Source organism: Pseudoalteromonas sp. Z1A8 (genome assembly GCF_011378855.1).
In the GTDB taxonomy this organism is placed as follows: domain Bacteria; phylum Pseudomonadota; class Gammaproteobacteria; order Enterobacterales; family Alteromonadaceae; genus Pseudoalteromonas.
This window is the reverse complement of record NZ_WTLB01000004.1, coordinates 73,789-99,520: the sequence shown is the minus strand read 5'-3', so window position 1 is coordinate 99,520 and position 25,732 is coordinate 73,789. Positions and strand designations below refer to the sequence as shown.

Here is a 25,732-nt window from a genome sequence, read left to right as displayed (position 1 = left end):
AATGAAAAAGTATTGTTTAGCAGCAGCCCTTTCAATGGCATGTTTAGCACCCGCAGCGCAAGCTGACACTCTACTAGGTTTATACGTAGGTGTTGATGGGTGGAAGTCAGATAACGATGGTCAATTTTCTTATAAAGATAAATCATCTCAAGATTTTGATTTTGAGGATGAGACTTTTGTAAGTTACTACGCGGCACTTGAGCACCCAGTGCCACTAGTTCCAAACATTAAACTAAAGTATACAGAGCTTGAGCTAAATGGTTCTGCACAGCTTACAGATACATTTAGCTTTAATGGCTCTGATTATGTTGTGGGTTCTACTGTAAATACAGTTAGTGATTTAACGCATATTGATTACATCTTTTACTACGAGATTTTCGATAACGATTTAATCTCGATTGACTTAGGTTTAAACGTTAAACAATTTGATGGTGATATTGTTGTAAGTGGCACTACCCAAAATGGTGGCACTGACTTTACCGAAACCAAAGACTTCTCTGGTTTTGTTCCTCTTGCATATGGCCGTGCTGAAGCAGGCTTACCGTTTACTGGTTTAAGTGTATTTTTTGAAGGTAGCTTTTTGGCTATTGACGATAGCAAAGTACAAGATTATCAAGTCGGCGTAGCGTATGAACTTATTGATAATTTAGCGGTAGATGTTGCAATTAAAGCAGGTTACCGCTCTATGATATTAGAACTTGATGATGTAGATGATATTACTACTGATATTGATGCATCTGGCCCATTTGCGGGTATTCAGGTTCATTTTTAATTAGTTACCTCTAATTGAACAAAGCGTGGCATATTATTTTATAGCGTGCCACGCTAAATCAAACTCTCCTTCCAACGCATTATTAATCAGTTGCTTATAGACCTTATTTACTGGGAAGTTAATAAGTTTAGATAGCTCATCACCTGTTTGAGTAAATTTGTAATAGCTTAATACCAAATCGCTACTCTTTGCTTTTAACGTTACTTTTTGCGATAAAAATGAAAGCGTAAGTTCTTGCCCTGCTTTAAGCACTGCAGATTCAATCTCTTTTCTATACAGTAAATTAAGATCCATGAGCGTTAAAATATCAGGAAAGCTAATGCCTGTTTTTCCTAAATTTAGAGATACTTTATTGCCTTTTCGTAGTAAATCGAACAAAGATGGTTTTTTATAAAAGCCGAGTAAAATGAAGTGACTATCGTCTTTTTCGTTGTAACCTGAAAGCGAAACACACTTTTGTAAAGAGTCCGCTTCTCGCTGTGTCATGTGCTTTAACGTTTGCAGGCTTTTAATTGAAAACGTCCCCGGGTTAAGCGTTTCTCCCGTTAAAATTTTAGCCCATAAAGTTTGCATTGACTCATTTGAAGTATCTTCACACAGCGCTATAAAATGCTCTACCCAATCTACATCAGGTTGTTTACTACTTGCTACATCAGGGCAAAACCCCATAGCCATTGCTAAAATTGACTCTATATTTTGTTGCTGTTTTATTAGTAGCAAATCTTGGCGCTTTTGGGCGCGAGCTAAAACAGAGTTTTCACTGTTGATATGATAAAGCGGTTTAATTTGGCCTTTAATATCGTAACTTTGCTCGTTAGTAGGTAGCACGCCGTTACTTCCTACTTTAGTTATAGGATAGCCAAGTAAGGATTCAATGATGTTGGCAAGGTTAATTCTCGCTTGTGCTGTTTTGACTGTCATGACTTTGCATTATCCTTTGTGGATCACTAAGTTGTGCAACGGTTTGAAGGTTATTTAATCCCAGCGAAACTGTATTACGCAGCACATACTCGCTCAAAATTGCGGTGTAGCCAGATATCAAAGGAGCGGTTGTTTGCCCTTCAATATTACATATTAAAGTAACAATACCGTTTTGCTCACTAAAATTAAATGTTCCTCTGATAATATGTTCAGCATTTAAAAGTATGTTAAAGCTGACCTTATTTTGACTTATCGACGTTATGATCATTTCACCATAACCCCATTTCCCTTTCCAAGACTGATGAGCCCCTAAGCCAGAACTAGGTTCGCCTAGAGTAAAGCGTATGCTGGAGTCTACCTTTTCCCACGGAGACCATTTTTGCCATTGACTAAAGTCGGTGACAAGCGGCTTTACTACTTCTATATTTGCATTGATTTCAATTGTTTTATTCACACTATAACTTTGAGGGAGTATCAGTCCTATCAGTACGAGTACTAATAGTAATAACAGTACGCCTTTAATTAATATTTTTAATAGCTTAATAAGCACACCTTTATTCGTTTTTTGAGCTGAAATACAACAACTTTTATTAATGGACTATAGTATGAATTAGATTATAAACCAAAAATAATTTATTAATTGTTACTTAGTTGCATGAATACCGTTAGAGCTATATTTTTAATGAAGCTATAAAATAAATACACTTGTTGAAAGTTTTGATTCTACATTTCTTGGTTTTGTAAAATGAACCAATAAGATGTTGAAGCATAGAATCAGTAAAATTGCTTAAAGACTTGGGGAAGTGGAGAGTGTTTTATGTATGCATACTTATTTTAAAAATCGAACTTATAAATAAACGCTAAAAAAGATTAACTTATTATTATTTAAGATAATGAACGATTTAGAATTTAAGGCGCAATATGCTTTGACTACTTTGTATATATAAACAATTTAGTAGGGTATAATTCGCGCCTTTTGTTATTCTACGGCCACAATTATGAGCACTCTCAAAGCTAAGCGCGCCTTATTTTCATACCCTAAGTACTGGGCTGAATGTTATGGCACCGCGCCATTTTTACCAACTACACGTGAAGAAATGGATGCACTTGGCTGGGATAGCTGCGACATAATAATAATTAGTGGCGACGCGTACGTCGATCATCCTAGTTTTGGTATGGCTGTAATTGGCCGTGTACTTGAAGCGCAGGGTTTTAGAGTGGGTATTATTGCCCAGCCTGCATGGGATTCTAAAGACGCATTTATGGAACTCGGCAGGCCAAATTTATTTTTTGGTGTAACAGCCGGTAACATGGATTCGATGATCAATCGCTATACAGCTGAAAAGCGTATGCGCCACGATGATGCTTACACGCCAGATAACGTAGGCGGTAAACGCCCAGATCGCGCCGTAATGATCTACTCACAAAAATGCCGTGAAGCCTACAAAGGAATACCGATTGTTATTGGTGGTATTGAAGCTAGCCTTCGTCGTATTGCTCATTATGATTACTGGCAAGAAAAAGTACGTCGTAGTATTTTGTTTGATGCAAAAGCTGACATTTTAATTTACGGTAACGCAGAGCGCCCGTTAGTTGAAGTTGCACACCGCATTGCCGCAGGCGAAACAATGGATACTATTCAAGATATTCGCGGCACAGCTGTTATTCGAAAAGAACCTTTACCGGGTTGGCGTGGTAGCGACTCTACCGCTATTGATAAAATTGGTAAAATTGATCCTATTCCAAATCCATACGGCGCTGATGATGTTGGCTGTAGTAAATCAGAGTTTAAACAAGCGGGTATTGATTTAAAAGCGGAAGCTGCAAAACCAATTATGGTTCAGCCTGCGCGTCCTAAGCCGTGGGAAAAAACCTATGTTAAGTTACCTGCTTATGAACAAGTAAGTGTTAACAAACCTTTATACGCCCATGCTTCACGTATTCTACATCAAGAAACAAACCCTGGTTGTGCAAGAGCGCTGTTTCAGCGACACGGCGATCGTTCTATTTGGGTAAACCCGCCAGCATACCCACTAGAAACACATGAGATGGATGCTGTGTTTGGTTTACCGTATCAGCGTATTCCTCACCCAAGTTACGGCGACTCTAAAATACCTGCTTATGACATGATAAAAACGTCGGTTAATATTATGCGCGGTTGTTTTGGTGGTTGTTCGTTTTGCTCAATTACGGAGCATGAAGGGCGTATTATTCAAAGCCGTTCGCAAGAATCAATTATTGAAGAAATTGAACAGATTAGAGATAAAGTACCGGGCTTTACTGGTGTTATTTCTGATTTAGGTGGTCCAACGGCTAACATGTATAAACTGCGTTGTACGAGCAAAAAGGCAGAGAGTACCTGTAGGCGTTTATCATGTGTGTATCCTGAAATTTGTAAGCACATGGATACAGACCATACACCAACAATAGACTTGTATAAAAAAGCACGTGAAGTTAAAGGTATTAAAAAGGTATTGATTGCTTCTGGTGTTCGTTACGACTTAGCTGTACGCGACCCGCGTTACGTTAAAGAATTAGTAACCCATCATGTGGGCGGCTACTTAAAAATAGCGCCAGAGCATACAGAGGACGGTCCATTATCAAAAATGATGAAACCAGGTATGGGCGCGTACGATCAATTTAAAGAATTATTTGATAAGTACTCTAAAGAAGCAGGTAAAAAGCAGTATTTGATCCCTTACTTTATCTCGGCTCATCCAGGGACAAAAGATGAAGACATGGTAAACATGGCTTTATGGCTTAAATCAAACGACTTTAAGCTGGATCAGGTGCAAAATTTTTACCCATCACCGATGGCTAATGCGACGACTATTTACCACACAGAAATGAACTCTTTACGTAATATTAAAAATAATACGGAAGTTGTTCCAGTACCTAAAGGTGCGCGCCAACGTAGATTACATAAAGCTATTTTACGCTACCACGATGCAGCTGGTTGGCCAATGATACGTGAAGCTCTACGTAAAATGGGTAAAGCTAATTTAATTGGTAAAGGGCCTAACTGTTTAGTGCCTGAGGAAGGGCGTGATGAAAAAGCAGGTAAAGGTGGCAGTAAAGGCGGACGTCCTGCACTAACGCGACATACTGGTTTTAGCCAATTTAAAAAGGCAAACACTAAACCAAAAGTAGGCGGTAATCGTCAAAGTACACGTTAGTGATTCAATCTAATAATAACTAGTAGATTAGTTTAATTACGCTAAGGTTTTTTAAACCCTTTTAATGCGTAAATTAAGTAAACCTTGCTCTTTATTATCTATATTATTGTAGGTGATAAAGAGCGAGCTTTTAGAAACCCCTCTTGAGATAGCACGTATTTAGTGCCTATATACTTACAGTTAGTTTTTTCTTAAAACGTTGATGATAACCACAAACGCAACTTAAGTGACCATAGCGGCTGAATGCCTGTTAGCCCTTGCGTCATTTTATTATTTTTTAAGATTATATAGGATGGCGTGACTTGTCCTTGCCAATCGGTAAATATCTCACCGTGTTGATCGTTGACAGTGGTGAAACTGTAGCCATGCTCATTTAAATAATTATGTAGTTCTTGAGCTGAATCTGACTTTATTGCGATGGTGACTACGGGATAATTATTTTCTGCGGAGAGTTCGTTTATGGCAGGGGAGGTAATACTACAAATAGGACACCAAGTTCCCCAAAAATAGACAAGTGTTGGTTTATCATGGCTCATTGCTGCTAAATCAATGTTTTGCCCTTTATAATCTGTTAATTGCAATTGCGGATTAGCTGGCATTACAGGTTGTCGCCACCAATTAACAGCAGTGTAAATAACGAAAAATATAGAGCCATATATCAACACACTTTTTAATATTGATAGGCCTTTTTGTTTTGGCGTTTTTTTAGGTGTGTCTTTTTTATTTTTGGTATCCGTTTTCATAGTTGCAGCTTTACCCTAAGTGTTTTTTACTTTAGTTATTTGCAAAAGTTTCTAATTTACACCAGCAACCAGGTAGCAGTACCTAAAAAGGCGAATATACCTACAATGTCTGTCACTGTAGTCAGTACTACACTACCTGCAAGCGCAGGATCTATATTCATTCTTTTAAGAATTATTGGAATACTTGCACCAGCAACTCCCGCTACAACTAAATTCATAAACATAGCGAAGGCGAGTACACCACCAAGCATAAAGTCCCATTGCCATAGGGCAATAACACCTGCAATTAACAGCGACCATAAAACGCCGTTTAGTGCGCCAATGGCAAGCTCTTTCATCATCAAGAAACGTTGGTTTGTTTGATTTATATGACCTACTGCAATACCACGGATAACAAGCGTTAACGATTGGCTACCAGCAACACCACCCATAGAAGGGACAATACCGTTAAGTACAGCCAAAATAGGGAGCACATCTAAAGTACCTTCAAAAAAGCTAGCTACAAAAGCAGCTGCAAGTGCAGTCAGCAAGTTAACACCTAACCAAACTGAGCGTTTTTTAGAGCTTTTTAGTACGGGAGCAAAAGTATCTTCTTCATCATCAAGACCGGCTAAGCCTAATAAACTATGCTCAGCATCTTCTCGAATTACGTCAACGATGTCATCGATAGTGACACGACCAAGGAGCTGATCGTTATCATCAACGACGGGGGCCGATATCCAATTATGACGCTCAAATAATTGAGCTACTTCACTTTCATCCATTGAGATTGGGATAGACTCACAATCTTCATCCATTAAATCGCGAACAATCTTTTCTGGTGGATTAGTTAATAATGTACTGAGTGATAAAGCGCCTATAAAGCAGTTATGCTTATCAACAACATATAAGTCATCGGTACCTTCTGGTAACTCGCCACGTAGCCTAATATATCGAAGTACAACATCAAGCGTAACGTCAGGGCGAATGGTCACCGTATCGGTGTTCATGAGCGCGCCAGCAGAACGCTCTTGATACGAAAGTGCTTGTGTTGCACGTTCACGGTCTTGAATGTCCATCGCGCTAACAACGTCTTTGTAAACGGTGTCAGGCAGGCTACGTAATACTTCACCTAAGTCATCATGGCCCATATCTTCGGTTGCGGCTGCAATGTGCTTAGGTTCCATTTGGGCAATAATGCCTAAACGTACATCTTCTGATAGTTCTTCAAGAACATCACCTTGTACATCGGGATCAACCAACTGCCAAAGTAGTCGGCGAATTTTATGCGGTGATGACTCTAATAGTAGTGCGGTATCACAAGGAGCTGTTTTTGCGAGCATGCGCCTAACTTGAACAAATTGACCACTATTAAGTGACTTAGTCACCTGCTTTAGTTGTTGTAGTGGGTAATCTTGTTCAAAAGCTTCAGGCATTGGCGTCCTTTATAAATTTTTATATTACTTTATGAGGGGAGGTGAGTTAACTGGCGTCACTAACCATATTTATTTTATATATCTGTTTTAGTTGAGGCATTAGTAATGCGAGTGTTGTTTTTATAAAACAGATTACTCTTGTTCATTAAAGCGTTGTGCTATCAATTCTCCAACAGCATGTAAAGCTTGCTCAGAATCAGGGCCTTTACATACAACTCTAACTTCTTTGCCTTGGCTACTTTCAAGTAACATGAGTGCAAGTACGCTATCGCCTGCGGCTTCTTTGTCATCTTGAAATAATGTAATTGTAGCATCAAACTGCACTGCCAATTGGGCAAGTACGGTGGCTGCTCTGGCGTGTAATCCTAATTTGTTTTTTATTAAAAAAGTGTCTTCACAATGCATAAGTTACTCTACCTAAGCTGAACAGGTGATTATTCAGCTATATTATTTTTCTTGTTCGCGATGGCGAATTTTTACATTGGGGTGTGTCATTGCAAAACTTTCACCAATAGTTTGCGCTAAATATACAGAGCGATGTTGACCGCCCGTACACCCAATGGCAATGGTCAAATAACTGCGGTTATTTCTCTCTAAGTGCGGCAACCACGTTTGTACAAATGTTTGAATTTGCCATGTGAACTTTTGCACAATACTATGACTAGCCAAATAATCTTTAACAGGTTGATCTAACCCATTTAAAGGCTTTAATTCAGGCTCCCAATGAGGGTTTGGTAAAAAGCGTGCATCAAATACATAGTCTGCTTCTTTTGGGATACCGTGTTTAAAACCAAACGATTCAAACGTGACAATAAGTTGCTTATCTTTTTTACCTAAAATCTTTTCACGAATAGATTCAGCGAGTTGATGAACGCTTAAGTCAGTCGTGTCTATCATAAAGTCGGCGCGGGTGATTAATACATCAAGTAATTCTTTTTCTTTTTTGATGGCTAAATCCAGAGGCAGTGAATCTATTGATAATGGGTGTAATCTGCGTGTTTCAGAAAAGCGTTTGATCAATGTTTGATCGTCGCTGTCTAAATAAAATAATGTAGGTTTTGCAAAATCAGGTAGGTATTCAAGAATATCGTTAAATTCTTCCTGCTCTTTAGGAATGTTTCGAACATCAATGCTGACAGCAATTCTATCGTAGCTATCAGATACACTGCGCACTAATGAAGGCAGTAGGTTTACTGGAATATTATCTACGCAATAATAACCTAAATCTTCTACAACGCGTAAAGCAACCGATTTCCCAGAACCAGAACGGCCACTTATGATAATTAACTCCATTTATCACCCTTTAATAAAACTACGATTGATCAACAATAACTTGGTAAAGTTCAGCATCTGATTTTGCACTACGTAACTGCTTACAAAAATCTTTGTTATTGAGTCTATCAGCAATGGTAGCTAGAGTCTTTAAGTGCTGCTGGTTATCTCCATCTGGTACGATGAGTGCGACGAAAATATCAACAGGGCGGTTATCTATAGCATCAAAATTTATTGGCGTTTCGCTAACGAGCACTAAAGCCAAAGGCTCTTCTGCACCGCTCATTCTTCCGTGAGGAATCGCAATGCCACGCCCTATACCTGTACTACCCAATTTCTCTCTACTCATTAAAGCAGTTAGAATGTCTTGTTGCGGTAGGTATGGAAGTTTAGCGTGAGCAAGTTCGCTAATGAACTCTAAAATCCTTTTTTTGCTATTAAAAAGGACCGCAGCTTTGCTGCAGTCCTGGCATATAAGTGAGCTTAATTTCATCATATTAGTGTCGAGCAAGCTTCTCTTTGTGTTTAATTACTTGGCGATCTAGCTTGTCGATCAACGAGTCAATGGCGGCATACATATCTTGATGTTCTGTAGAGGCAAAGAGTTCGGCGCCACTTACGTGTATTGTCGCTTCTGCTTTTTGATTTAGTTTTTCTACATCAAGAATGACATGAACATTATTAATATGATCAGAGTGTCTTTCTAGCTTCGCAAATTTAGTATTAATATAGTCTCTTAATGAATCGGTTAATTCTACGTGACGACCAGTTAAGTTTAGTTGCATAAGCATTACCCTCTTTGTTTAGCGTCTTAAATCAAGCTTTTACGTTGATTTGACGGTGGAATAGCCAGAGACTCGCGGTATTTTGCGATTGTACGTCTCGCTACTTTAATTCCTTGCTCAGCCAATATATCCGCTATTTTGCTATCACTCAATGGTTTTGCTGAGTTTTCTGCTGCGATTAATTTTCGGATAAGCGCACGTATTGCTGTAGATGAGCATTCACCTCCATTTTCGGTGCTTACATGGCTTGAGAAAAAGTATTTAAGCTCAAATATACCACGGGGTGTGTGCATATATTTTTGAGTTGTTACGCGCGAAATTGTTGATTCGTGCATTTCTACCATTTCAGCAACATCATTTAAGACCATTGGTTTCATGGCTTCAGGGCCGTGTTCAAAAAAGCCTTGTTGCTGCTTAACAATGCAATTAGTTACTTTTAATAGTGTGTCGTTTCTACTTTCTAAGCTTTTAATAAACCATTTAGCTTCTTGTAAATGTGAGCGAATAAACTGGCTGTCACCACTGGATTTTACAGTGCGAGACATTGCAGCGTATTGGCTATTAACACGAATTTTAGGCATGCTATCTGGGTTTAACTCAACAACCCAGCGGCCTTTAATTTTTTTAACTGACACATCAGGAATAACATACTCAGACTCTTCTCTTACAATAGTATCTGCAGGCTTAGGGCTAAGAGTATGTATTAATGTCATTACTTCTTTAAGCTCTTCTTCTTTGAGCTTAGTCTTCTTCATTAATGTACGATAGTCACGAGCTGCTAATAAATCAATATGCTCGGTTAAAATCATTTTCGTTTCATTAATGTAAGGTGTTTCTTTATCAAACTGGTTAAGTTGAATACATAAACACTCTTGTAAACTACGTGCAGCAATACCGACAGGATCAAACAGTTGGATGCGCTTTAATACTGCTTCAATTTCATCAAGTTCAACTTCGTTATCTTCTTCGTTTTCTTGATTAAAGCTTTCTAAAATTTCTTCGCAGCTTAGTGTTAAAATGCCTGAATCATCGACGGCTTCTACAATAGCAATAGCAATGGCTTCATCGGTAGGGCTAAATGGCGTTAGTTGTAATTGCCACATTAAATACTCATGAAGCGTTTCAGTAGAGGCGCCTTGGTATATTGATTCGTCTTCAGGCATTGGACCTGATGATGCTGCAGGGGCGGCACTCATGTACTCATCCCAACTAACATCCATAGCCATGTCGTCACTTAGCGTGTCTTTTGCAAGTGCTTCACCACTATCTTGTTCGTATTCGCTTGGAGCATCATCGGCAGATGCGCTAACAGTTATGTCATCTGTATCTGCTTTTTGCTCGTTTTTACCTGCAGCGTCTTCGGAATAGTCTGGTTCTTCAACCTCTAATAGCGGGTTGCTGTCGAGAGCTTCTTGTATTTCTTGCTGGAGATCCAATGTACTGAGTTGCAACAAACGAATAGCTTGTTGCAGCTGTGGAGTCATTGTAAGTTGCTGGCCCATGCGCAGCTGTAGTGATTGCCTCATGTATCTCTAACAATCCTTTTATGTTGTTATAATTAATACTAGCAGATGCTTAAAGACATGGCGTAAATGTTACAGCCTAAATTGCTCGCCTAAGTAAACATCGCGTACTGTTTTATCATTTAATACGTGTTCTGGAGTACCTGATGCAATCAGCTCCCCATGAGAAACAATGTAGGCTTTTTCACAAACATCAAGGGTTTCTCTTACGTTATGATCGGTAATCAATACACCAATCCCACGATTTTTGAGATGTTCTATTATTTTCTTTATATCTAATACCGAAATCGGGTCAACACCTGCAAATGGTTCATCCAATAATATAAATTTAGGATCGGCTGCCAGCGCACGTGCTATTTCCACGCGGCGACGTTCGCCACCCGATAATGCCATACCTTGGCTATCACGAATGTGTTGTATGCTAAATTCATCTAATAATTTATCGAGCGTGTCTTCTCGGGCTTGCTTATTTAACTCTTTGCGTGTTTCTAAAATTGCCATTAAGTTTTGATAAACAGTCAGTTTTCTAAAAATTGAAGACTCTTGTGGTAAGTAGCCAATGCCTAATCTAGCACGACTATGCATAGGTAAAAGAGTAATATCGTTATCATCGATAGAAATTTTACCTTTGTCGCTAGGTACAAGTCCCACAATCATATAAAACGTGGTGGTTTTACCTGCGCCGTTAGGGCCAAGTAAGCCAACAATACTGCCAGCTTTTACTTCAAGACCGACGTTTTTGACAACTTCACGGCCTTTATAGCTCTTTGCTAATAGTTCTGCTTTTAATGTACTCATGGTTGACCTTTATCGTCTTTTTTACTTTTTTTAGTTTCGATAGGCACTAAAATCGTGTGAACGCGGTCAGTTGAGTTTTCATCTTTTTCGGCACTGATTAACTGTTGTTCTATATCGTAGGTAATACTTTTAGCATTAATTTTTTGTCCTGCTTGCGATACTTCTGCATTACCAACGAGCGTTAAAAAACGTTTAGATACATCGTAACGAACTTCGTCTGCACTGGCGCTCATAGTTGTGCCATCTGATTGCTTCTCTTCAAAGCGAGCAGGGCTACCCGTGGCAATTAATAGTTGCTGGTTATCACCAAGTTCATCGCGCTTATGTACTTCGAGGCGGTCTGCTGTAATTCGGCGATTACCGTGAATAATCTCAACGTTTTTCTCAAAAATACCCACGTTAGCTTTTAATTGGCCTTCTTGCTTATCGGCGCTTATTGAAATTTGATTTGCAGCAGGTTGCGAGTTTTGTTCTGCAGCATTACTATTAAACGCTATTATAAGTGTAGGAATAATAAGTGATTTTAATATTTTATTGGTCATAGTATATGGTTCGCGTATGGTTAATTAGTTTTATCACTTCGGTTTTTAAGTCGGCTTCTAGGCCTTTACCGGTGATTTTTAAATTGGGTCCGGTGATGATAACGGGTTGCTCCGAACGCATTGTTAATAGCTTTATATCTACCTGAATATTATCAGCATTGATTTTGTCTATCATGGCGTTATCGGTTAAGTTTTTGGCAACCACATTACCTTCTAAAATTAATTGTTTGTCTTCGTATAATGTTGCTTCGTCTGCATTTATTTGCCACGTTTGCTTTTCGTTATATAAAGTAAAAATAGGTTTTTCAAAAAACGTAAAACCTAATTGTTGATATAGCTCCATTTTAGCCGCAGTTACTTTGTGGCTAATTTTACCTTGCTCGTCATAGGCTGTTTGTTTGAGTTCTATGGCTATGTAATCAGGCTTGGCAATAACTTCAGGCTCAGCCTGAGGTGCAACATTAGTTTGTGTAAAATAAGGGTACCAAAGCCAAACCATACAGCTAATGAATAAAACGCTTAATATTATGCGCGCTGCATTCATGAACTAGTGCCTTGTGTAGTCAATGCTTTACCATTTTCAAGCATGAGCAAGTCGGTAAGCTCTCTTACTGCGCCAAAGCCGCCAGGCATTTGCGTTACATAGTGTGATAAACGCTTTATAAGCGGATGAGCATCATTTACTGCAACAGCAAAGCCGACTAATTCCATAACGGGCATGTCAGGACCATCATCACCTATATAAGCAATTTGTTCATCGCTAAGGTTGAGTTTATCTTTTAGCTCTTGATAGGCAATGAGCTTATTTTCTTGGCCTTGATAAATATGCTGTACGGTTAAGCTGCTCATACGTTGTTGCACTATTTGTGAATGACGACCAGTAATTACAGCCACTTCAAAGCCACTGTTTATAAGCGCTTTAATGCCAAAACCATCTTTTGTATTAAATGCTTTTAGCTCTTCACCTTGATTGCCAAGATAAATACGGCCATCAGAAAATACACCATCAATATCGCATATAAGTAGCTTTACTTTTTTAGCGCGTGCTTTTGCATCATCGCTCAGCGGTTGATAGAGTTCTTCAAATTGCATTTATAACACTCCTGCCTTTAATAGGTCTTGCATATTTAATGCGCCAATAGGCTGATTTAGCTCATTGACAACGATTAAGCCATTTATACGTTTGTGTTCCATAATATTAAGCGCTTCAGCGGCTAAAATATCTTGCGTAGCCGTAGTACATGACTTAGTCATAACAACATCTATTTGTGTTGTATGAATATCAATTCTTTGCTCTAAAATACGACGCAAATCGCCATCGGTAAATAGGCCTACTAATTGCTGATTATCATCAACAATGGCTGTCATGCCTAAACCTTTAGCAGACATTTCAATAAGGGCGTCTTTAACTGTTTGTGAAACGCTAATAATAGGTGTATTTACGCCGCCGTGCATAACATCTTTTAAAGTGAGTAATAAGCGCTTGCCTAAACTACCACCAGGGTGAGATAACGCGAAGTCATCAGCAGTAAAGCCGCGAGCTTCTAATAATGCAACTGCCATGGCATCGCCCATCGCAAGTGTTGCAGTGGTACTTGATGTAGGAGCTAGACCCAATGAGCAGGCTTCTTTTTCTACTTTAATGCACACATGCACATTAGCAAGGGTCGCCATAGTTGATTGCGTATTGCCAGTCATCGATATCATTTTGGCACCAAGTCGTTTTAAAACGGGAATGATATTTAAAACTTCGCTGGTCTCACCTGAATTAGAAATAAGCATAACCACGTCATTTTTAGTGATCATACCTAAATCACCATGACTTGCTTCACCAGGGTGAACAAAAAATGCAGGACTGCCAGTACTTGCAAGGGTTGCTGCTATTTTATTGCCAATATGACCTGATTTACCCATACCAATGACAATAATACGGCCTTCACAGTCGTACATTAATTGGCATGCGTTATGAAAATTCTCATCTACATATTGTGCAATATCACTAAGTGCTTGGCGTTCAACATCTAAAACGCGAAGGCCTTGTTCAATAAAATTTAGCGTTGCCATTATTTACCCTACTTGACTAAAAATATACCCTTGGTAACCCAAAAACGCTATTAGCAATAAGCCGCCTTCTACTCTATTGATACGTTGGGTGCCTCTAAAGTTCAATGACATAATAATTAGGGCAAGTGTTGCACCAATCATAATTAATACATCTCGACTTACTAATGACGGGTCAATTGCAGAAGGGTTGATAATACCAGCCAGTGGTAATACAGCTAGAATATTAAATATGTTTGAGCCAACAATATTACCTAGTGCTAAATCGTCTTCATTTTTAAGTACACCCGCAATAGAAGCGGCAAGTTCTGGCAAGCTAGTACCAATGGCAATAATTGTTAAACCAATGACTAGGTCGCTTAAGCCAAAGTATTTAGCAATATCGACAGCTGAACCTATTAAAAAATGAGAACTAACAGGTAGGAGTATCATGCCGACTACTAACCAAAATACGGCCTTTTTTGTAGGTACATTGCTAGGTACGTCGTCGCAGGCTTCTGAGACAAATGGGTCATCTTGGTTTTTTGCACGCATAGATACAATAATTAACCCACCGATGAATACGATAAAGCCAACTAAAAGCGCAACACCTTCATTAAATGAAAAGTAGTTATCTGAAAACACATACCAAGTAACTAAAGATACGAGCATCACCAATGGCATTTCGCGTTTTAACGTACTAGATGAAACTGAAAGAGGGCGAAATAAAGCCGTGATACCTAACACAAGTAAAATATTTGTAATATTAGAGCCAACAGCATTACCAACGGCTGTGTCTGTTTTGTTAGCCAGTGCAGCAGATGCCGAAACCATCATTTCGGGTGCTGAAGAACCCATTGCTACAACGGTCAAACCAACAATAAGTGTAGGCACTCCAAAGTTTTTAGCAAGAGCCGCAGCGCCATAAACAAACCTGTCTGCACTCCAAACAAGAGCTGCAAAACCAAGAATTAAAATAACAAACGAGGTAACCATTGTGTTAAGCCAGTTATACAAAATACAGATGGCGCGAATAGTAACAAAAGCCAAGATGAAAGTATAAATAAAAGAGTAAGGTCAACTAGGTGGCAACATTGCTTTAAAACAGCTAATTTAAAAATTTAAGCCGGGGTTAAGCTGTTTTGAGCGAGTCTTATAATCCTTTTTATGGGTGTATTACAAAATCTTACGAATTGTTTTTTCCATCTTTGACAAAAAAGCTTTAAAATAGGTGCACTAGTGAACATTTTTATGGAGAGCGACTTGTCGCAATCAATAGTAGAAGTCAAGGATGTTAGCTTTTCGAGAGGCAATAGAACCATATATAAAAATATGAGTTTTAGCGTTCCTAAAGGTAAAATTACTGCGATCATGGGGCCAAGCGGAATTGGCAAAACCACTATGTTGCGTTTAATTGGTGGTCAGCTTAAACCAGATTCAGGTGATATTTTATTTGAAGGTGGCAGCATTCCTAAAATGTCTCGCAAAGAGCTATACGAAGCACGTACTAAAATGAGCATGCTTTTTCAAAGTGGTGCGTTGTTTACTGATATGTCGGTATTTGACAATATTGCGTTTCCTATAAGAGAGCACACAAAGCTAAGTGAAGACCTTATTCGATTAGTTGTATTAATGAAATTACAAGCGGTTGGACTACGTGGCGCTAAAGATTTAATGCCCTCTGAGTTATCGGGCGGTATGGCAAGACGTGCTGCACTTGCGCGCGCTATAGCACTTGATCCAGAGCTAATCATGTACGATGAACCATTTGCAGGGCAAGATCCTATTTCAATGGGCGTATTGGTTAAGCTAATTAAGTCGCTTAACGAAGTATTGGGTTTATCGTCTTTAATTGTGACACACGATGTGACAGAGGTAATGAGTATTGCCGATCACGTTATAATTATCGCCGATCAAGGGGTAATTGGTTGTGGTACTCCTGATGAAATGCGCAATCATGAATCTCCTTTAGTTCAACAGTTTTTAAAAGGCTTGTCGGATGGTCCAGTACCATTTCATTTTCCGGCTCAAGCTTATGCAGATGAACTGCTTGGAGAAAAAGCATAATGTTGGATTTATTTCAAAAGCTAGGGCATAAAACGCTAGGACGTTTTGCGGCTCTTGGCCGTTCGGCTTATATGCTGTTTAGTGCGCTTGCGCATGTTCCTAATTTCAAAAAAGGCACACCGTTACTTGTTCGCCAACTTTATATGGTCGGTTCGCAATCGTTGCTGATTATTATGGTGTCGGGTTTGTTTATCGGCATGGTGTTGGCTCTACAAGGTTACACCGTATTAGTTGGTTATGGCGCTGAGGATAGTTTAGGGCCGTTAGTGGCACTGAGTTTATTGCGAGAACTGGGCCCAGTTGTTACTGCATTACTATTTGCAGGGCGCGCAGGTAGCGCATTGACTGCTGAAATTGGCTTAATGAAAGCAACAGAGCAACTATCATCACTTGAGATGATGGCAATCGATCCGCTAAAACGTATTATTGCACCACGCTTTTGGGCAGGTTTTATAAGCATGCCATTGCTTGCCTTAATATTTTCAGCCGTAGCAATTATAGGCGCTCACTTAGTGGGTGTAGATTGGCTGGGAGTTGATACAGGTAGCTTTTGGTCAATCATGCAATCACAAGTGTCGTTTCAGCAAGACATACTAAACGGTATTATTAAGAGTTTTGTATTTGCCATAGTGGTGACCTGGATTGCGCTTTATAAAGGATATGATTGTGTGCCGACCTCAGAAGGGATCAGCAAAGCAACCACCGAAACGGTTGTTCATTCGTCATTAGCAGTTTTAGGTTTTGACTTTATTTTGACAGCGGTAATGTTTACCAGCTAATAGGGTATAGATAATGAATTCACGGAAATTAGAAATTTTAGTTGGTTTTTTTGTAGCACTTGGCATTTTAGCGTTTGCGATGCTTGCACTTAAAGTTGCCAATTCAGGTATTAGTGGCTCTGGCGAAACGTATACGCTTAATGCCAAGTTTGAAAACATCGGCTCATTAAAGGCGCGTGCGCCAGTAAAAGTAGGTGGTGTTGTAATTGGTCGTGTTGAATCAATTTATGTTCACCCACAAGAATTTTTACCAGTGGTAAATATGACCATTGATGCACAGTACTTATGTCGTTTTTCAGACACGAGTTCAATCTCTATTTTAACGTCGGGTATTTTAGGTGAGCAGTACTTAGGTATTCACCCTGTAATTTCTCCAGATTCAGCTAAGCAACGTTGTTTAGGCGAAACAGTGACTGAAAACAAGCAAGATGAAGCAATTGACGATTTATTTGGTGTAGAAAGTAAAGCACTAGGTGATGGCGATTCAATCACTGATACTAAGTCTGCCATTGTACTTGAAGAATTAATCGGGCAGTTTTTATTCAACCAAGGTAGTGAGTAATTATTATGTTGAAAGAGTTTTTAGCTATTGTAGCAATAGGCACAATGACGCTAACTCAAAGCGTAAGTGCAGCAGATGTGAAATTGGTCGATCCGAACAAAATGGTACGCCAAGTTGCCGATAATACATTCGCGCGCATTAAAAAAGATCAGCCATTAATTGTTAAAGATCAAGAGCATCTTCGCGTAATCGTTGAAGAAGAATTAATGCCTTATATCGACTACAAATATGCAGCACTTCGCGTACTAGGTAGTGAAGTATCTAAAGTACGTGCAATTACCGACGAAGCTGAAAAAGCCAAAGCAATTAAAGAAATTCAACGCTTCATTGGTGTATTCAGAGAGTACTTAGTAGCTACTTATGCCGGTGTGTTTACTCAATATACAAACCAAAAAGTTGAGTTTGGTGCCGAGCAAGCATTTAAAGGCAAAGATGTCGTTGTCGTTAAAACTAAAATTATTGAAGATGGTAAACCTGATATCAGAATCGATTTTAAAGTACGTGAAGACCGCGATGGTGAATGGCGCGCGTACGATATGATTGCTGAAGGTATTAGTTTACTAGATGCAAAACAAAGTGAACTACAAGGTATTTTGCGTCAGCAAGGTATTGATAATGTAAGTAACCTTTTAGAGCAAAAGAGTCAGCTACCAGTTCAGTTTAGAGGCAGTAACTCGAATGACTAAATTGGCAATAAGCCAAGTTGATGGACAACATTTTCGAGTAAGCGGTGAGCTTACTCGAAATTCAATTGGCGACGAACAACTTCTGAACAACAAGTTATTAACTAAGCATAAAACCATCTATTTTGACCTAAGTGAGGTATCTAGGGTTGACACAGCGGGCTTAGCTTGGTTAATTCACTCTTTTGCAGAATTAAAGCAGCAAGGCATTCGCCTTGAGTTGCAAAACCTACCTGAGCAATTGCAAAATTTAATGCAATTAGGCCAGGTTACAACCCTATTTGAGTGAGAGTTATGGAAACTAGCCAAGTCGAAACATTATTACGCGAAGAACTTCAATTAGCTGAAGTACATGTAAAAGCCAATGGTAGCCATTATGAAGTTGTTGCAGTAGGCGAATGCTTTGACGGTTTAAGCCGAGTTAAAAAGCAGCAGCTAGTTTATGGTCCATTAATGAATACAATTTCAGATGGCACAATTCACGCAGTATCCATTCGTGCCTTTACTCCTGTAGAGTGGAAGCGCGAACAAAAATTTATTTTACCGCAATAAATAGGGCCTCCTAATGGATCAATTTGTAATTCAAGGTGGTACTTCACTTGCTGGTGAGGTGACTATTTCAGGCGCTAAAAATGCTGCACTTCCTATTTTATTTGCTTCACTGTTAGCTGATGGTAAAAGTATATTTACTAATGTACCGCGTCTTCGCGACATAGTGACTACTGAAGCATTATTAAAAACGTTAGGTGCAGATGTTAATTGGCATGGCGATACGCTAGTGATTGATGGTTCAACGGTCGATAAAACACTAGCGCCATACGACTTAGTAAAACAAATGCGTGCCTCAGTGCTTGCGTTGGGGCCTTTGGTTGCACGTTTTGGTGAAGCTCAAGTGTCTTTGCCTGGTGGGTGCGCTATTGGTGCTCGCCCAGTTGATATTCATATTCAGGGTTTGGAGCGCATGGGCGCGGTAATTAACGTTGAAAATGGTTATATTAATGCCAAGGTAAACGGGCGCTTAAAAGGCGCTGAAATCTTTATGGAAATGGTAAGCGTAGGCGCTACCGAAAATCTATTGATGGCAGCAGCCCTCGCTGATGGCAAAACCATACTAGACAATGCTGCACGTGAACCTGAAATAATCGATTTAGCTAATTGCTTAATTGCAATGGGTGCTAAAATTACAGGTGCAGGTACAAGTCGCATTGAAGTTGAAGGCGTTGAGCGTTTAGCTGGTTGTGAGCACAGTATTTTGCCAGATAGAATAGAAACAGGTACGTTTCTAGTCGCTGCAGCAATGGCAGGCGGTGAAGTACTTTGTAAAAATACTGACTTTCATTCCCTTGAGCCTGTGATTGAAAAATTACGTGCAACGAATGCACACCTAGAGGTGCATAACGACAGTATTTATCTTGATATGCGCGGTCGTGAACTTAGAGCCGTAAATATTAAAACAGCCCCACACCCAGGTTTTCCTACCGATATGCAAGCTCAATTTACAGCATTAAATGTAGTAGCAAATGGTAGTGCGACTATTACAGAAACGATTTTTGAAAACCGTTTTATGCATGTACCTGAGTTGCAGCGCATGGGTGCTAATATTCGTTTAGAAGGGCATACCGCAATTTGTGGTGAGACTGAGAGCCTAACAGGTGCGCAAGTGATGGCAACCGATCTACGCGCTTCAGCTAGCTTAATCTTAACGGGTATAGTGGCACAGGGTGAAACGGTTGTTGATCGTATTTATCACGTTGATAGAGGCTATCAGCGCATTGAAGATAAGCTAAGTGCGTTGGGTGCAAATATTAAACGTCGAAGTAGTTAAGTAGATATTTAACTAGGCTATTTTTAAAAAGGTCGGATATGCAAATTGCTATCCGACCTTTTTATTGACGATTTATGCAGCTTGGTATTATACCAATTCCAATAAATAGCTGATCTATTTTACTTGCTAAAACAACCCATTTATTTGTTGTCAATTTCGTAAAGGGAACAACCATTTACATCAATTTACGCCTAGAACTGAATTGTTTTTTCGGCGTAAAATTCAGATCACATACTTAATGGAATTGGTGTTTTTTTTATTAAAGCTTTGTTTCAAGCTCTGCGACAGTCACCATAATCTTTTCTATTTTACCATTCCGGTAAAGCTCAAATTCTATTTCTTTACCGGGCTCTGTATTACCTATTTCTTCAAGCACTTTTTGTGGATTTGCTACCGAAAGCCCTGCAATTTTAATAACAATATCTTGCTCTTCAATACCCGCTTGCCATGCAGGACCTAAAGGGTCTAAGTTCGTAATGCGCATGCCAGTAACCGGGGTTAGACTGTCGTTTACTTCTTTACCTGTGCTATCTACTGCAGTGCCTTCAAAGCCTAAATAGCCACGTACAACGCGACCATGACGAATGAGCTTACCCATTACTTTTTTAGCAAGTGAGTAAGGAACCGCAAAGAATATTCCTTGAATATTTAAGTTTTCACGCGTTTTAAACTGCGCAGAAGTAATACCGACTAAATCACCATTGGAGTTAACTAATGCGCCGCCAGAGTTGCCCACGTTAATAGCCGCATCCATTTGTAATAAGTTATTGTACGGACTGTCTGTAATTTTTTGCTTACCCGTTGCGCTAATGATGCCTTGGGTGATTGTTTGACCTAAGTTAAGCGGGTTACCTATAGCGAGTACCACATCGCCTACGCTCGATACATAGCTATCGTTTACAGGAATTACCGGAAGGTGATCTGCATTTATTTTAAGTAAAGCTAAATCAGTAATGGTATCAAAACCAATTAGCTGCACATCAAAAAAGCGTCGACCATCGGTTAGAATAACCATAATTTGATCTGCATTATTAACAACATGGTAGTTGGTAAGAATGTAACCGTCTTGCGACATGATGACGCCAGAGCCTAGCTCTTGTACCGTGTTTTTTCTTTTATAACGAGGTTCTTTGGAAATACTTTCTGAAAAAATAGTAACCACAGAAGGAGCCGCTCGTTTAACTGCATCAGAAAAACTCAGATGACTCGCACTCATTGCGCTTGGCAGGGGAACATTTGGAAGTAAAGCCGCTCGCATATTAGGGCTGAAAAAAACCACTAAAAAAGCAATACTTAGGCCTGCAAATAAAGGGGGAAGAATAAATTTTATTAGTTTCAGCACGATTTTCTTATTATGTAAGTGAGCAATCTCTTTATGATGACATAAAAAAAATAACAGCGGCAAGTGCCACTGTTATTTTTATTACATTAATAGTGCTATTTATTACTGAATTAAAATAAATATAGACTCACGACCACGTTGCACGCCAAGTACTATATTACCTTTTGTACTGTCGATGATTTTATTCATGTCGCGAATCGTTTCTACTCGTTGACGATTCACTTGCATAATAATATCACCTTCTTCAAGGCCAACCCGGGCAGAAGGTGAGCGAGGATCTACAGAAGTAATCTCAACACCTTTGTTACTGTTTTTTTGCACGTTTTCGAGCTCTGCACCTTGGAATGCGGGGTGTAGTTCTTCGCCTGTTGCTGTAACACCAGATGCGCCATCAAGCGTTACTTTTACTGTTTTAATTTTACCATCGCGGTAAATACCTAGTTTTATCTCACGGCCTTCACCTAGCGTAGCAATTTTGCTGCGTAGTTCGTGGAAACCACTAATATCGCCACCGTTAATACTAACAATAACATCACCAGCTTCAATACCAGCTTTACTTGCGGCAGTGTCATCCATTACTTGCATTACATAAGCACCTTGTTTCACGTCAAGCTGCTGTGCTTTGGCAAGTCCAGCATCAAGTGGACGACCAGAAATACCCAGCGAGCCACGACGTACTTCACCATGCTCAATAATTTGATCAACTAGATTTTTCATCATATTAGATGGAATGGCAAAACCAATGCCCACGTTACCACCAGAAGCACCTAAAATAGCGGTATTAATACCAATCAACTCACCATTTAAGTTAACGAGTGCACCGCCAGAGTTACCTTGGTTAATAGCAGCATCGGTTTGAATGAAATCTTCGTAACCTTCAATGTTTAAACCACTACGACCAAGCGCACTAACAATACCAGAGGTTACTGTGTGACTAAGTCCAAATGGGTTACCAATCGCAACCGCGAAGTCGCCTACGCGTAAGCTATCGGAGTTTGCGAGTTTTATTTCAGTTAAGTCATCAGCGTCTATTTGTAAAAGAGCGATATCAGACTCTGTATCGGTACCAATTTTAGTTGCTTCAAATTCACGTCCATCTTCAAGGGTAACCACCATTTTTTCGGCGTCTTGAATAACGTGATTATTAGTCACTACATAACCTTCATCGGCATCAATAATAACTCCTGAACCCAGGCCACTAAATTGGCGTTTTTGGCTACGAGGCTGCTGTTGTCCAAAAAAGTATTCGAGTGGATCTGCACGGCGGCGTACTTCTTTAGAGCCTGAAACTTGGATACTGACAACACCAGGAGATATTTTCTCTAGCATAGGGGCTAGAGTGGGTAGTTGTTGACCATTTACTGCAATTGGCATTTTTGCATAAGATGCTACAGGGCTCATTAATAAGCTTGTAGATAAAATAGCTGCGCTGATAAGTGATAATTTCATTTTCATAGTCAGGGATAACTCCACTTAAGATAAAGCAAAAACCAAAAAGGGCTACTTTGCAGCAGCCCTTTTTGGTTTGTTAAGATAAAACAACAAAGCTGTTATATCTAAAGACTATGGGGTCTAAAAAAAGTTCATCAAGATGCTTTAGAATGTTCTGAAACTTTATTTTGACCAGCAAATAAACCAGATTCACCCGATACGTAATCAGCTGGTTGTGCTTCTGCAGAAGAACGGTCTGAACGACGCTCTTTTAAAGATGCTTGTAATTGTTCTGTTGTTTCTTTAGAGAAATAAGGTTCTGCTGGTGCTTTATTTCTATCTTCTAAAAGAAGCTGGTTTGTGTCCTCAACATGACTAAGCAGTTGGTCATAGTTCTCTTTCATCTTATTTACGAGCTTACCTGTATTCGCTAAATGATCAGCGACATCTTGGCGATACTGCTCAAGCGCGCTTTGTGCTTGTTCAGCTTGCTCTTTTAGTTCATCTTGCTTGAATTGTTTTTTAGTAACAAATGCACCAATAAAAAATGCTACAACAGCAACAATAACAATTAAACCTACCCACATAACTGTGCCCATAAAAACTACCCCTTTGGGAAAATAACTAACGAATGCTTGATTCAATTATAAATCATATTAAGTGTAATATACCCCGAGTTAAGATGCGTGTTAATATGCTTTACAAATTAAACTGCGTTTTTACTGTAAATAGATATGACTCCTTGGCAAACATACCAACAAGATTTGAAGCGAGATGACTTTGTACATGACTCAGCGCAAGAAAATGCTGTGCGCCATTTACAACGCCTATACGATGACTTAACTCAGGCAAAGCCAGCACCAAAAGGTTTTTTTGCTAAGTTATTTAACAATGATGAGCCAACGCCTATTAAAGGTTTGTACTTTTGGGGCGGAGTAGGGCGTGGTAAAACCTATTTAGTTGATACTTTTTACGAATCACTGCCGGGCACACGTAAAATGCGAGTGCATTTTCATCGATTTATGCATCGAGTCCATAACGAGCTTAAAAAATTAAACAACACGGCTAATCCATTAGAAAAAATAGCCGACACTTTTAAAGCTGAAACAGACATAATTTGTTTTGATGAATTTTTTGTTCAAGACATTACCGATGCCATGTTACTTGGTGGTTTAATGGAAGCGCTATTTGCTCGCGGTATTGTACTTGTTGCTACCTCTAATATAGTGCCTGATGATCTTTACAGAAATGGCTTGCAGCGCGCACGATTTGTACCTGCTATAGAGCTGGTTAAGCTCAATACAGAAATAGTTAATGTAGATTCAGGTATTGATTACCGGTTACGTACTTTAGAGCAAGCCGAAATTTTTCATAGTCCGTTAGATGAAGATGCAGATAAGAACCTATTTGAATACTTCGATAAGCTATCGCCAGAGCCTGGGCAATTAGATGAGCCTATAGAAGTAGAAGGACGCCTAATCAAAACACGCAAAGTAGCTAAATGCGTTGTAATGTTTGAATTTAGTGAGTTATGTGAAACGGCACGTAGCCAAGTAGATTACATGGAGATTAGCCGTTTATATAATACGGTTATTATTTCTAACGTAAAACAGCTTGGGCAAACTAATGATGACGCAGCTAGGCGTTTTATTGCTTTAGTAGATGAATTTTACGAGCGTCATGTAACTTTAATTATATCGGCCGAAAAGCCTATTACCGAACTTTATACTCAAGGTAATTTAAACTTTGAATTTAAGCGCTGTATAAGCCGCTTGCAAGAAATGCAGTCTTTAGAGTATTTAGCTAGAGAACACTTAGTTTAAATAAGTAGGCAAAAGTGTAATAGGTCGGCCATTAAAAATAAGAAGTTTGTATATAGTACTTCTTATTTTAAAATTTCTTGTGGAAAAAACAACCGGGAGTAGCAATGTGTTTTAAGTGCTGGTATACTCCCGCGTCTGCCACGTTGCGTTCTATGCCCTCATATAGTCTAGCCACTTGTGAGCGGCGCAAAAGTCTAAAACTCGAAGGGGTTATAGCAAACTTAGAGCAGTAGTTAATATTAACTACTTGTGGTTTTAATTGAAAAACATTGGATTTTTATAAATGAAAACGTTTGTTGCTAAACCAGAAACAGTAAAACGTGACTGGTACGTAGTTGACGCTGAAGGTAAAACTTTAGGTCGCATCGCTACTGAAATCGCTCATCGCCTACGCGGTAAGCATAAAGTTGAATATACACCGCACGTAGATACTGGTGATTATATCATCGTTATCAACGCTGAAAAAGTTACTGTAACTGGTAACAAATTCAAAAACAAAGTGTACTATTCACACTCTGGTTTTCCAGGTGGTCTTAAGTCTACTACTTTTGATAAACTTCAAGCTGCAAAGCCTGAAATGATCATCGAGAAGGCTGTTAAGGGCATGTTGCCACGTGGTCCTTTAGGCCGCGCTATGTACCGTAAACTTAAAGTTTACACAGGTACTGAGCACAACCATGCTGCACAACAGCCTCAGGTTCTAGACATTTAAGGAGCACCATCATGGCAAATCAATACTACGGTACAGGTCGTCGTAAAAGTTCAAGTGCTCGCGTATTCTTACGCCCAGGCACTGGTAACATCGTAATCAACAAACGCTCTCTAGAAGAGTATTTTGGTCGCGAAACAGCACGCATGGTTGTTCATCAAGCTCTAGAGCTAGTTGATATGACTGAAAAATTTGACCTTTACATCACCGTTTCTGGTGGTGGTACAACTGGTCAAGCTGGTGCTATCCGTCACGGTATCACTCGTGCACTTATGGAGTTTGACGAGTCATTACGTCCACAACTTCGTAAAGCAGGTTTTGTTACACGTGATGCACGTAAAGTTGAACGTAAGAAAGTGGGTCTTAAGAAAGCGCGTAAGCGTCCACAGTTCTCAAAACGTTAATCTATACGTTATCAAGAATTCAAAAACCCAGCTTATGCTGGGTTTTTTGTTTTTAAATCAAAATATTTACATTTGCAACTTAATGCGATTTTTCAATATCGCTGCCATACTTGGTGATTG

30 protein-coding genes are annotated in these 25,732 nt (G+C 39.3%); 12 read left to right on the top strand and 18 right to left on the bottom strand.

Annotation, left to right across the window (positions count from 1 at the left end; all coding sequences use genetic code 11):
* Position 1: 1 nt before the first annotated feature.
* Positions 2-772, top strand: coding sequence for a TIGR04219 family outer membrane beta-barrel protein (locus GQR55_RS02980; RefSeq protein WP_166419380.1), 771 nt, complete (start codon positions 2-4; stop codon positions 770-772).
* A gap of 33 nt (positions 773-805) precedes the next feature.
* Here GQR55_RS02980 and GQR55_RS02975 read toward each other — a convergent pair whose 3' ends face one another.
* Positions 806-1,693 (bottom strand): TIGR03899 family protein, encoded by an 888-nt coding sequence (locus GQR55_RS02975; protein ID WP_166419379.1) that lies wholly within the window; start codon positions 1,691-1,693, stop codon positions 806-808.
* Complete coding sequence (locus GQR55_RS02970; protein ID WP_166419378.1) at positions 1,662-2,243, bottom strand: SRPBCC family protein; 582 nt, start codon at positions 2,241-2,243, stop codon at positions 1,662-1,664. The genes GQR55_RS02975 and GQR55_RS02970 overlap by 32 nt, the downstream gene beginning before the upstream one ends.
* A gap of 448 nt (positions 2,244-2,691) precedes the next feature.
* Here GQR55_RS02970 and GQR55_RS02965 point away from each other — a divergent pair, with 448 nt between their 5' ends.
* The gene (locus GQR55_RS02965) at positions 2,692-4,869 is read left to right on the top strand and encodes a YgiQ family radical SAM protein (protein ID WP_007580292.1); all 2,178 of its coding nucleotides are present in this window, start codon (positions 2,692-2,694) and stop codon (positions 4,867-4,869) included.
* A 191-nt stretch (positions 4,870-5,060) separates the two neighbouring features.
* On the opposite strand, the gene GQR55_RS02960 is transcribed toward GQR55_RS02965, so the two are convergent.
* The 13 genes from GQR55_RS02960 to GQR55_RS02900 form a co-directional block, all read right to left on the bottom strand.
* Positions 5,061-5,612: a protein disulfide oxidoreductase gene (locus GQR55_RS02960; RefSeq protein ID WP_166419377.1), complete on the bottom strand. Its 552-nt coding sequence runs from the start codon at positions 5,610-5,612 to the stop codon at positions 5,061-5,063.
* 56 nt (positions 5,613-5,668) lie between these two features.
* A complete protein-coding gene (gene mgtE, locus GQR55_RS02955) occupies positions 5,669-7,027 on the bottom strand; it encodes a magnesium transporter (protein WP_010554268.1) in 1,359 nt (452 codons plus the stop codon).
* A 132-nt stretch (positions 7,028-7,159) separates the two neighbouring features.
* Positions 7,160-7,432, bottom strand: a complete 273-nt coding sequence (locus GQR55_RS02950) for an HPr family phosphocarrier protein (protein WP_166419376.1) — start codon at positions 7,430-7,432, stop codon at positions 7,160-7,162.
* A 42-nt stretch (positions 7,433-7,474) separates the two neighbouring features.
* Positions 7,475-8,320: an RNase adapter RapZ gene (gene rapZ / locus GQR55_RS02945; protein WP_166419375.1), complete on the bottom strand. Its 846-nt coding sequence runs from the start codon at positions 8,318-8,320 to the stop codon at positions 7,475-7,477.
* A 19-nt stretch (positions 8,321-8,339) separates the two neighbouring features.
* Complete coding sequence (ptsN, locus tag GQR55_RS02940; RefSeq protein WP_165740002.1) at positions 8,340-8,792, bottom strand: PTS IIA-like nitrogen regulatory protein PtsN; 453 nt, start codon at positions 8,790-8,792, stop codon at positions 8,340-8,342.
* 4 nt (positions 8,793-8,796) lie between these two features.
* A complete protein-coding gene (gene hpf, locus GQR55_RS02935; RefSeq protein WP_007580301.1) occupies positions 8,797-9,084 on the bottom strand; it encodes a ribosome hibernation promoting factor in 288 nt (95 codons plus the stop codon).
* Positions 9,085-9,110: 26 nt separating this feature from the next.
* Positions 9,111-10,610, bottom strand: coding sequence for an RNA polymerase factor sigma-54 (locus GQR55_RS02930; protein WP_165739998.1), 1,500 nt, complete (start codon positions 10,608-10,610; stop codon positions 9,111-9,113).
* 69 nt (positions 10,611-10,679) lie between these two features.
* Positions 10,680-11,405: an LPS export ABC transporter ATP-binding protein gene (lptB, locus tag GQR55_RS02925; protein ID WP_007580304.1), complete on the bottom strand. Its 726-nt coding sequence runs from the start codon at positions 11,403-11,405 to the stop codon at positions 10,680-10,682.
* Positions 11,402-11,947 (bottom strand): lipopolysaccharide transport periplasmic protein LptA, encoded by a 546-nt coding sequence (gene lptA / locus GQR55_RS02920; RefSeq protein ID WP_166419374.1) that lies wholly within the window; start codon positions 11,945-11,947, stop codon positions 11,402-11,404. Before lptA ends, lptB begins: the two co-directional genes overlap by 4 nt.
* On the bottom strand, positions 11,937-12,491 hold the full coding sequence (gene lptC / locus GQR55_RS02915; protein ID WP_149593485.1) for an LPS export ABC transporter periplasmic protein LptC: 555 nt from the start codon (positions 12,489-12,491) through the stop codon (positions 11,937-11,939). The genes lptA and lptC overlap by 11 nt, the downstream gene beginning before the upstream one ends.
* A complete protein-coding gene (gene kdsC / locus GQR55_RS02910) occupies positions 12,488-13,039 on the bottom strand; it encodes a 3-deoxy-manno-octulosonate-8-phosphatase KdsC (protein WP_007580311.1) in 552 nt (183 codons plus the stop codon). The genes lptC and kdsC overlap by 4 nt, the downstream gene beginning before the upstream one ends.
* A complete protein-coding gene (locus GQR55_RS02905; RefSeq protein WP_166377045.1) occupies positions 13,040-14,011 on the bottom strand; it encodes a KpsF/GutQ family sugar-phosphate isomerase in 972 nt (323 codons plus the stop codon).
* A 3-nt stretch (positions 14,012-14,014) separates the two neighbouring features.
* A complete protein-coding gene (locus GQR55_RS02900) occupies positions 14,015-14,983 on the bottom strand; it encodes a calcium/sodium antiporter (RefSeq protein ID WP_166419373.1) in 969 nt (322 codons plus the stop codon).
* Positions 14,984-15,238: 255 nt separating this feature from the next.
* Between GQR55_RS02900 and GQR55_RS02895 the strand changes: the two genes are divergently transcribed.
* From GQR55_RS02895 to murA, 7 genes are read left to right on the top strand one after another with little or no spacing between them, the layout of a single operon-like run.
* Entirely contained in the window at positions 15,239-16,054 is an 816-nt protein-coding gene (locus GQR55_RS02895) for an ATP-binding cassette domain-containing protein (protein ID WP_076915496.1), read from the top strand.
* Complete coding sequence (gene mlaE, locus GQR55_RS02890; RefSeq protein WP_002957949.1) at positions 16,054-16,833, top strand: lipid asymmetry maintenance ABC transporter permease subunit MlaE; 780 nt, start codon at positions 16,054-16,056, stop codon at positions 16,831-16,833. The genes GQR55_RS02895 and mlaE overlap by 1 nt, the downstream gene beginning before the upstream one ends.
* A 13-nt stretch (positions 16,834-16,846) precedes the next feature.
* Positions 16,847-17,395, top strand: coding sequence for an outer membrane lipid asymmetry maintenance protein MlaD (gene mlaD / locus GQR55_RS02885; protein ID WP_002957950.1), 549 nt, complete (start codon positions 16,847-16,849; stop codon positions 17,393-17,395).
* A 5-nt stretch (positions 17,396-17,400) separates the two neighbouring features.
* A complete protein-coding gene (locus GQR55_RS02880) occupies positions 17,401-18,081 on the top strand; it encodes an ABC transporter substrate-binding protein (RefSeq protein WP_166419372.1) in 681 nt (226 codons plus the stop codon).
* On the top strand, positions 18,074-18,367 hold the full coding sequence (locus tag GQR55_RS02875; RefSeq protein ID WP_166419371.1) for an STAS domain-containing protein: 294 nt from the start codon (positions 18,074-18,076) through the stop codon (positions 18,365-18,367). The genes GQR55_RS02880 and GQR55_RS02875 overlap by 8 nt, the downstream gene beginning before the upstream one ends.
* A gap of 5 nt (positions 18,368-18,372) precedes the next feature.
* Positions 18,373-18,630, top strand: a complete 258-nt coding sequence (locus GQR55_RS02870; RefSeq protein WP_002957953.1) for a BolA family protein — start codon at positions 18,373-18,375, stop codon at positions 18,628-18,630.
* Between the two features lie 13 nt (positions 18,631-18,643).
* Positions 18,644-19,903: a UDP-N-acetylglucosamine 1-carboxyvinyltransferase gene (murA, locus tag GQR55_RS02865; RefSeq protein ID WP_166419370.1), complete on the top strand. Its 1,260-nt coding sequence runs from the start codon at positions 18,644-18,646 to the stop codon at positions 19,901-19,903.
* A 259-nt stretch (positions 19,904-20,162) separates the two neighbouring features.
* On the opposite strand, the gene GQR55_RS02860 is transcribed toward murA, so the two are convergent.
* From GQR55_RS02860 to GQR55_RS02850, 3 genes are all read right to left on the bottom strand, one after another.
* Positions 20,163-21,245, bottom strand: coding sequence for a trypsin-like peptidase domain-containing protein (locus GQR55_RS02860; protein WP_166419369.1), 1,083 nt, complete (start codon positions 21,243-21,245; stop codon positions 20,163-20,165).
* 102 nt (positions 21,246-21,347) lie between these two features.
* Positions 21,348-22,700: a Do family serine endopeptidase gene (locus GQR55_RS02855; RefSeq protein WP_165739991.1), complete on the bottom strand. Its 1,353-nt coding sequence runs from the start codon at positions 22,698-22,700 to the stop codon at positions 21,348-21,350.
* A 131-nt stretch (positions 22,701-22,831) separates the two neighbouring features.
* Positions 22,832-23,275: a YhcB family protein gene (locus tag GQR55_RS02850; RefSeq protein WP_165739989.1), complete on the bottom strand. Its 444-nt coding sequence runs from the start codon at positions 23,273-23,275 to the stop codon at positions 22,832-22,834.
* Between the two features lie 135 nt (positions 23,276-23,410).
* Between GQR55_RS02850 and zapE the strand changes: the two genes are divergently transcribed.
* From zapE to rpsI, 3 genes are all read left to right on the top strand, one after another.
* A complete protein-coding gene (gene zapE / locus GQR55_RS02845) occupies positions 23,411-24,499 on the top strand; it encodes a cell division protein ZapE (protein ID WP_166419368.1) in 1,089 nt (362 codons plus the stop codon).
* A gap of 283 nt (positions 24,500-24,782) precedes the next feature.
* Positions 24,783-25,211, top strand: a complete 429-nt coding sequence (gene rplM, locus GQR55_RS02840; protein ID WP_007378318.1) for a 50S ribosomal protein L13 — start codon at positions 24,783-24,785, stop codon at positions 25,209-25,211.
* Positions 25,212-25,219: 8 nt separating this feature from the next.
* Positions 25,220-25,612, top strand: coding sequence for a 30S ribosomal protein S9 (gene rpsI, locus GQR55_RS02835; protein ID WP_024595789.1), 393 nt, complete (start codon positions 25,220-25,222; stop codon positions 25,610-25,612).
* Positions 25,613-25,732: the final 120 nt, after the last annotated feature.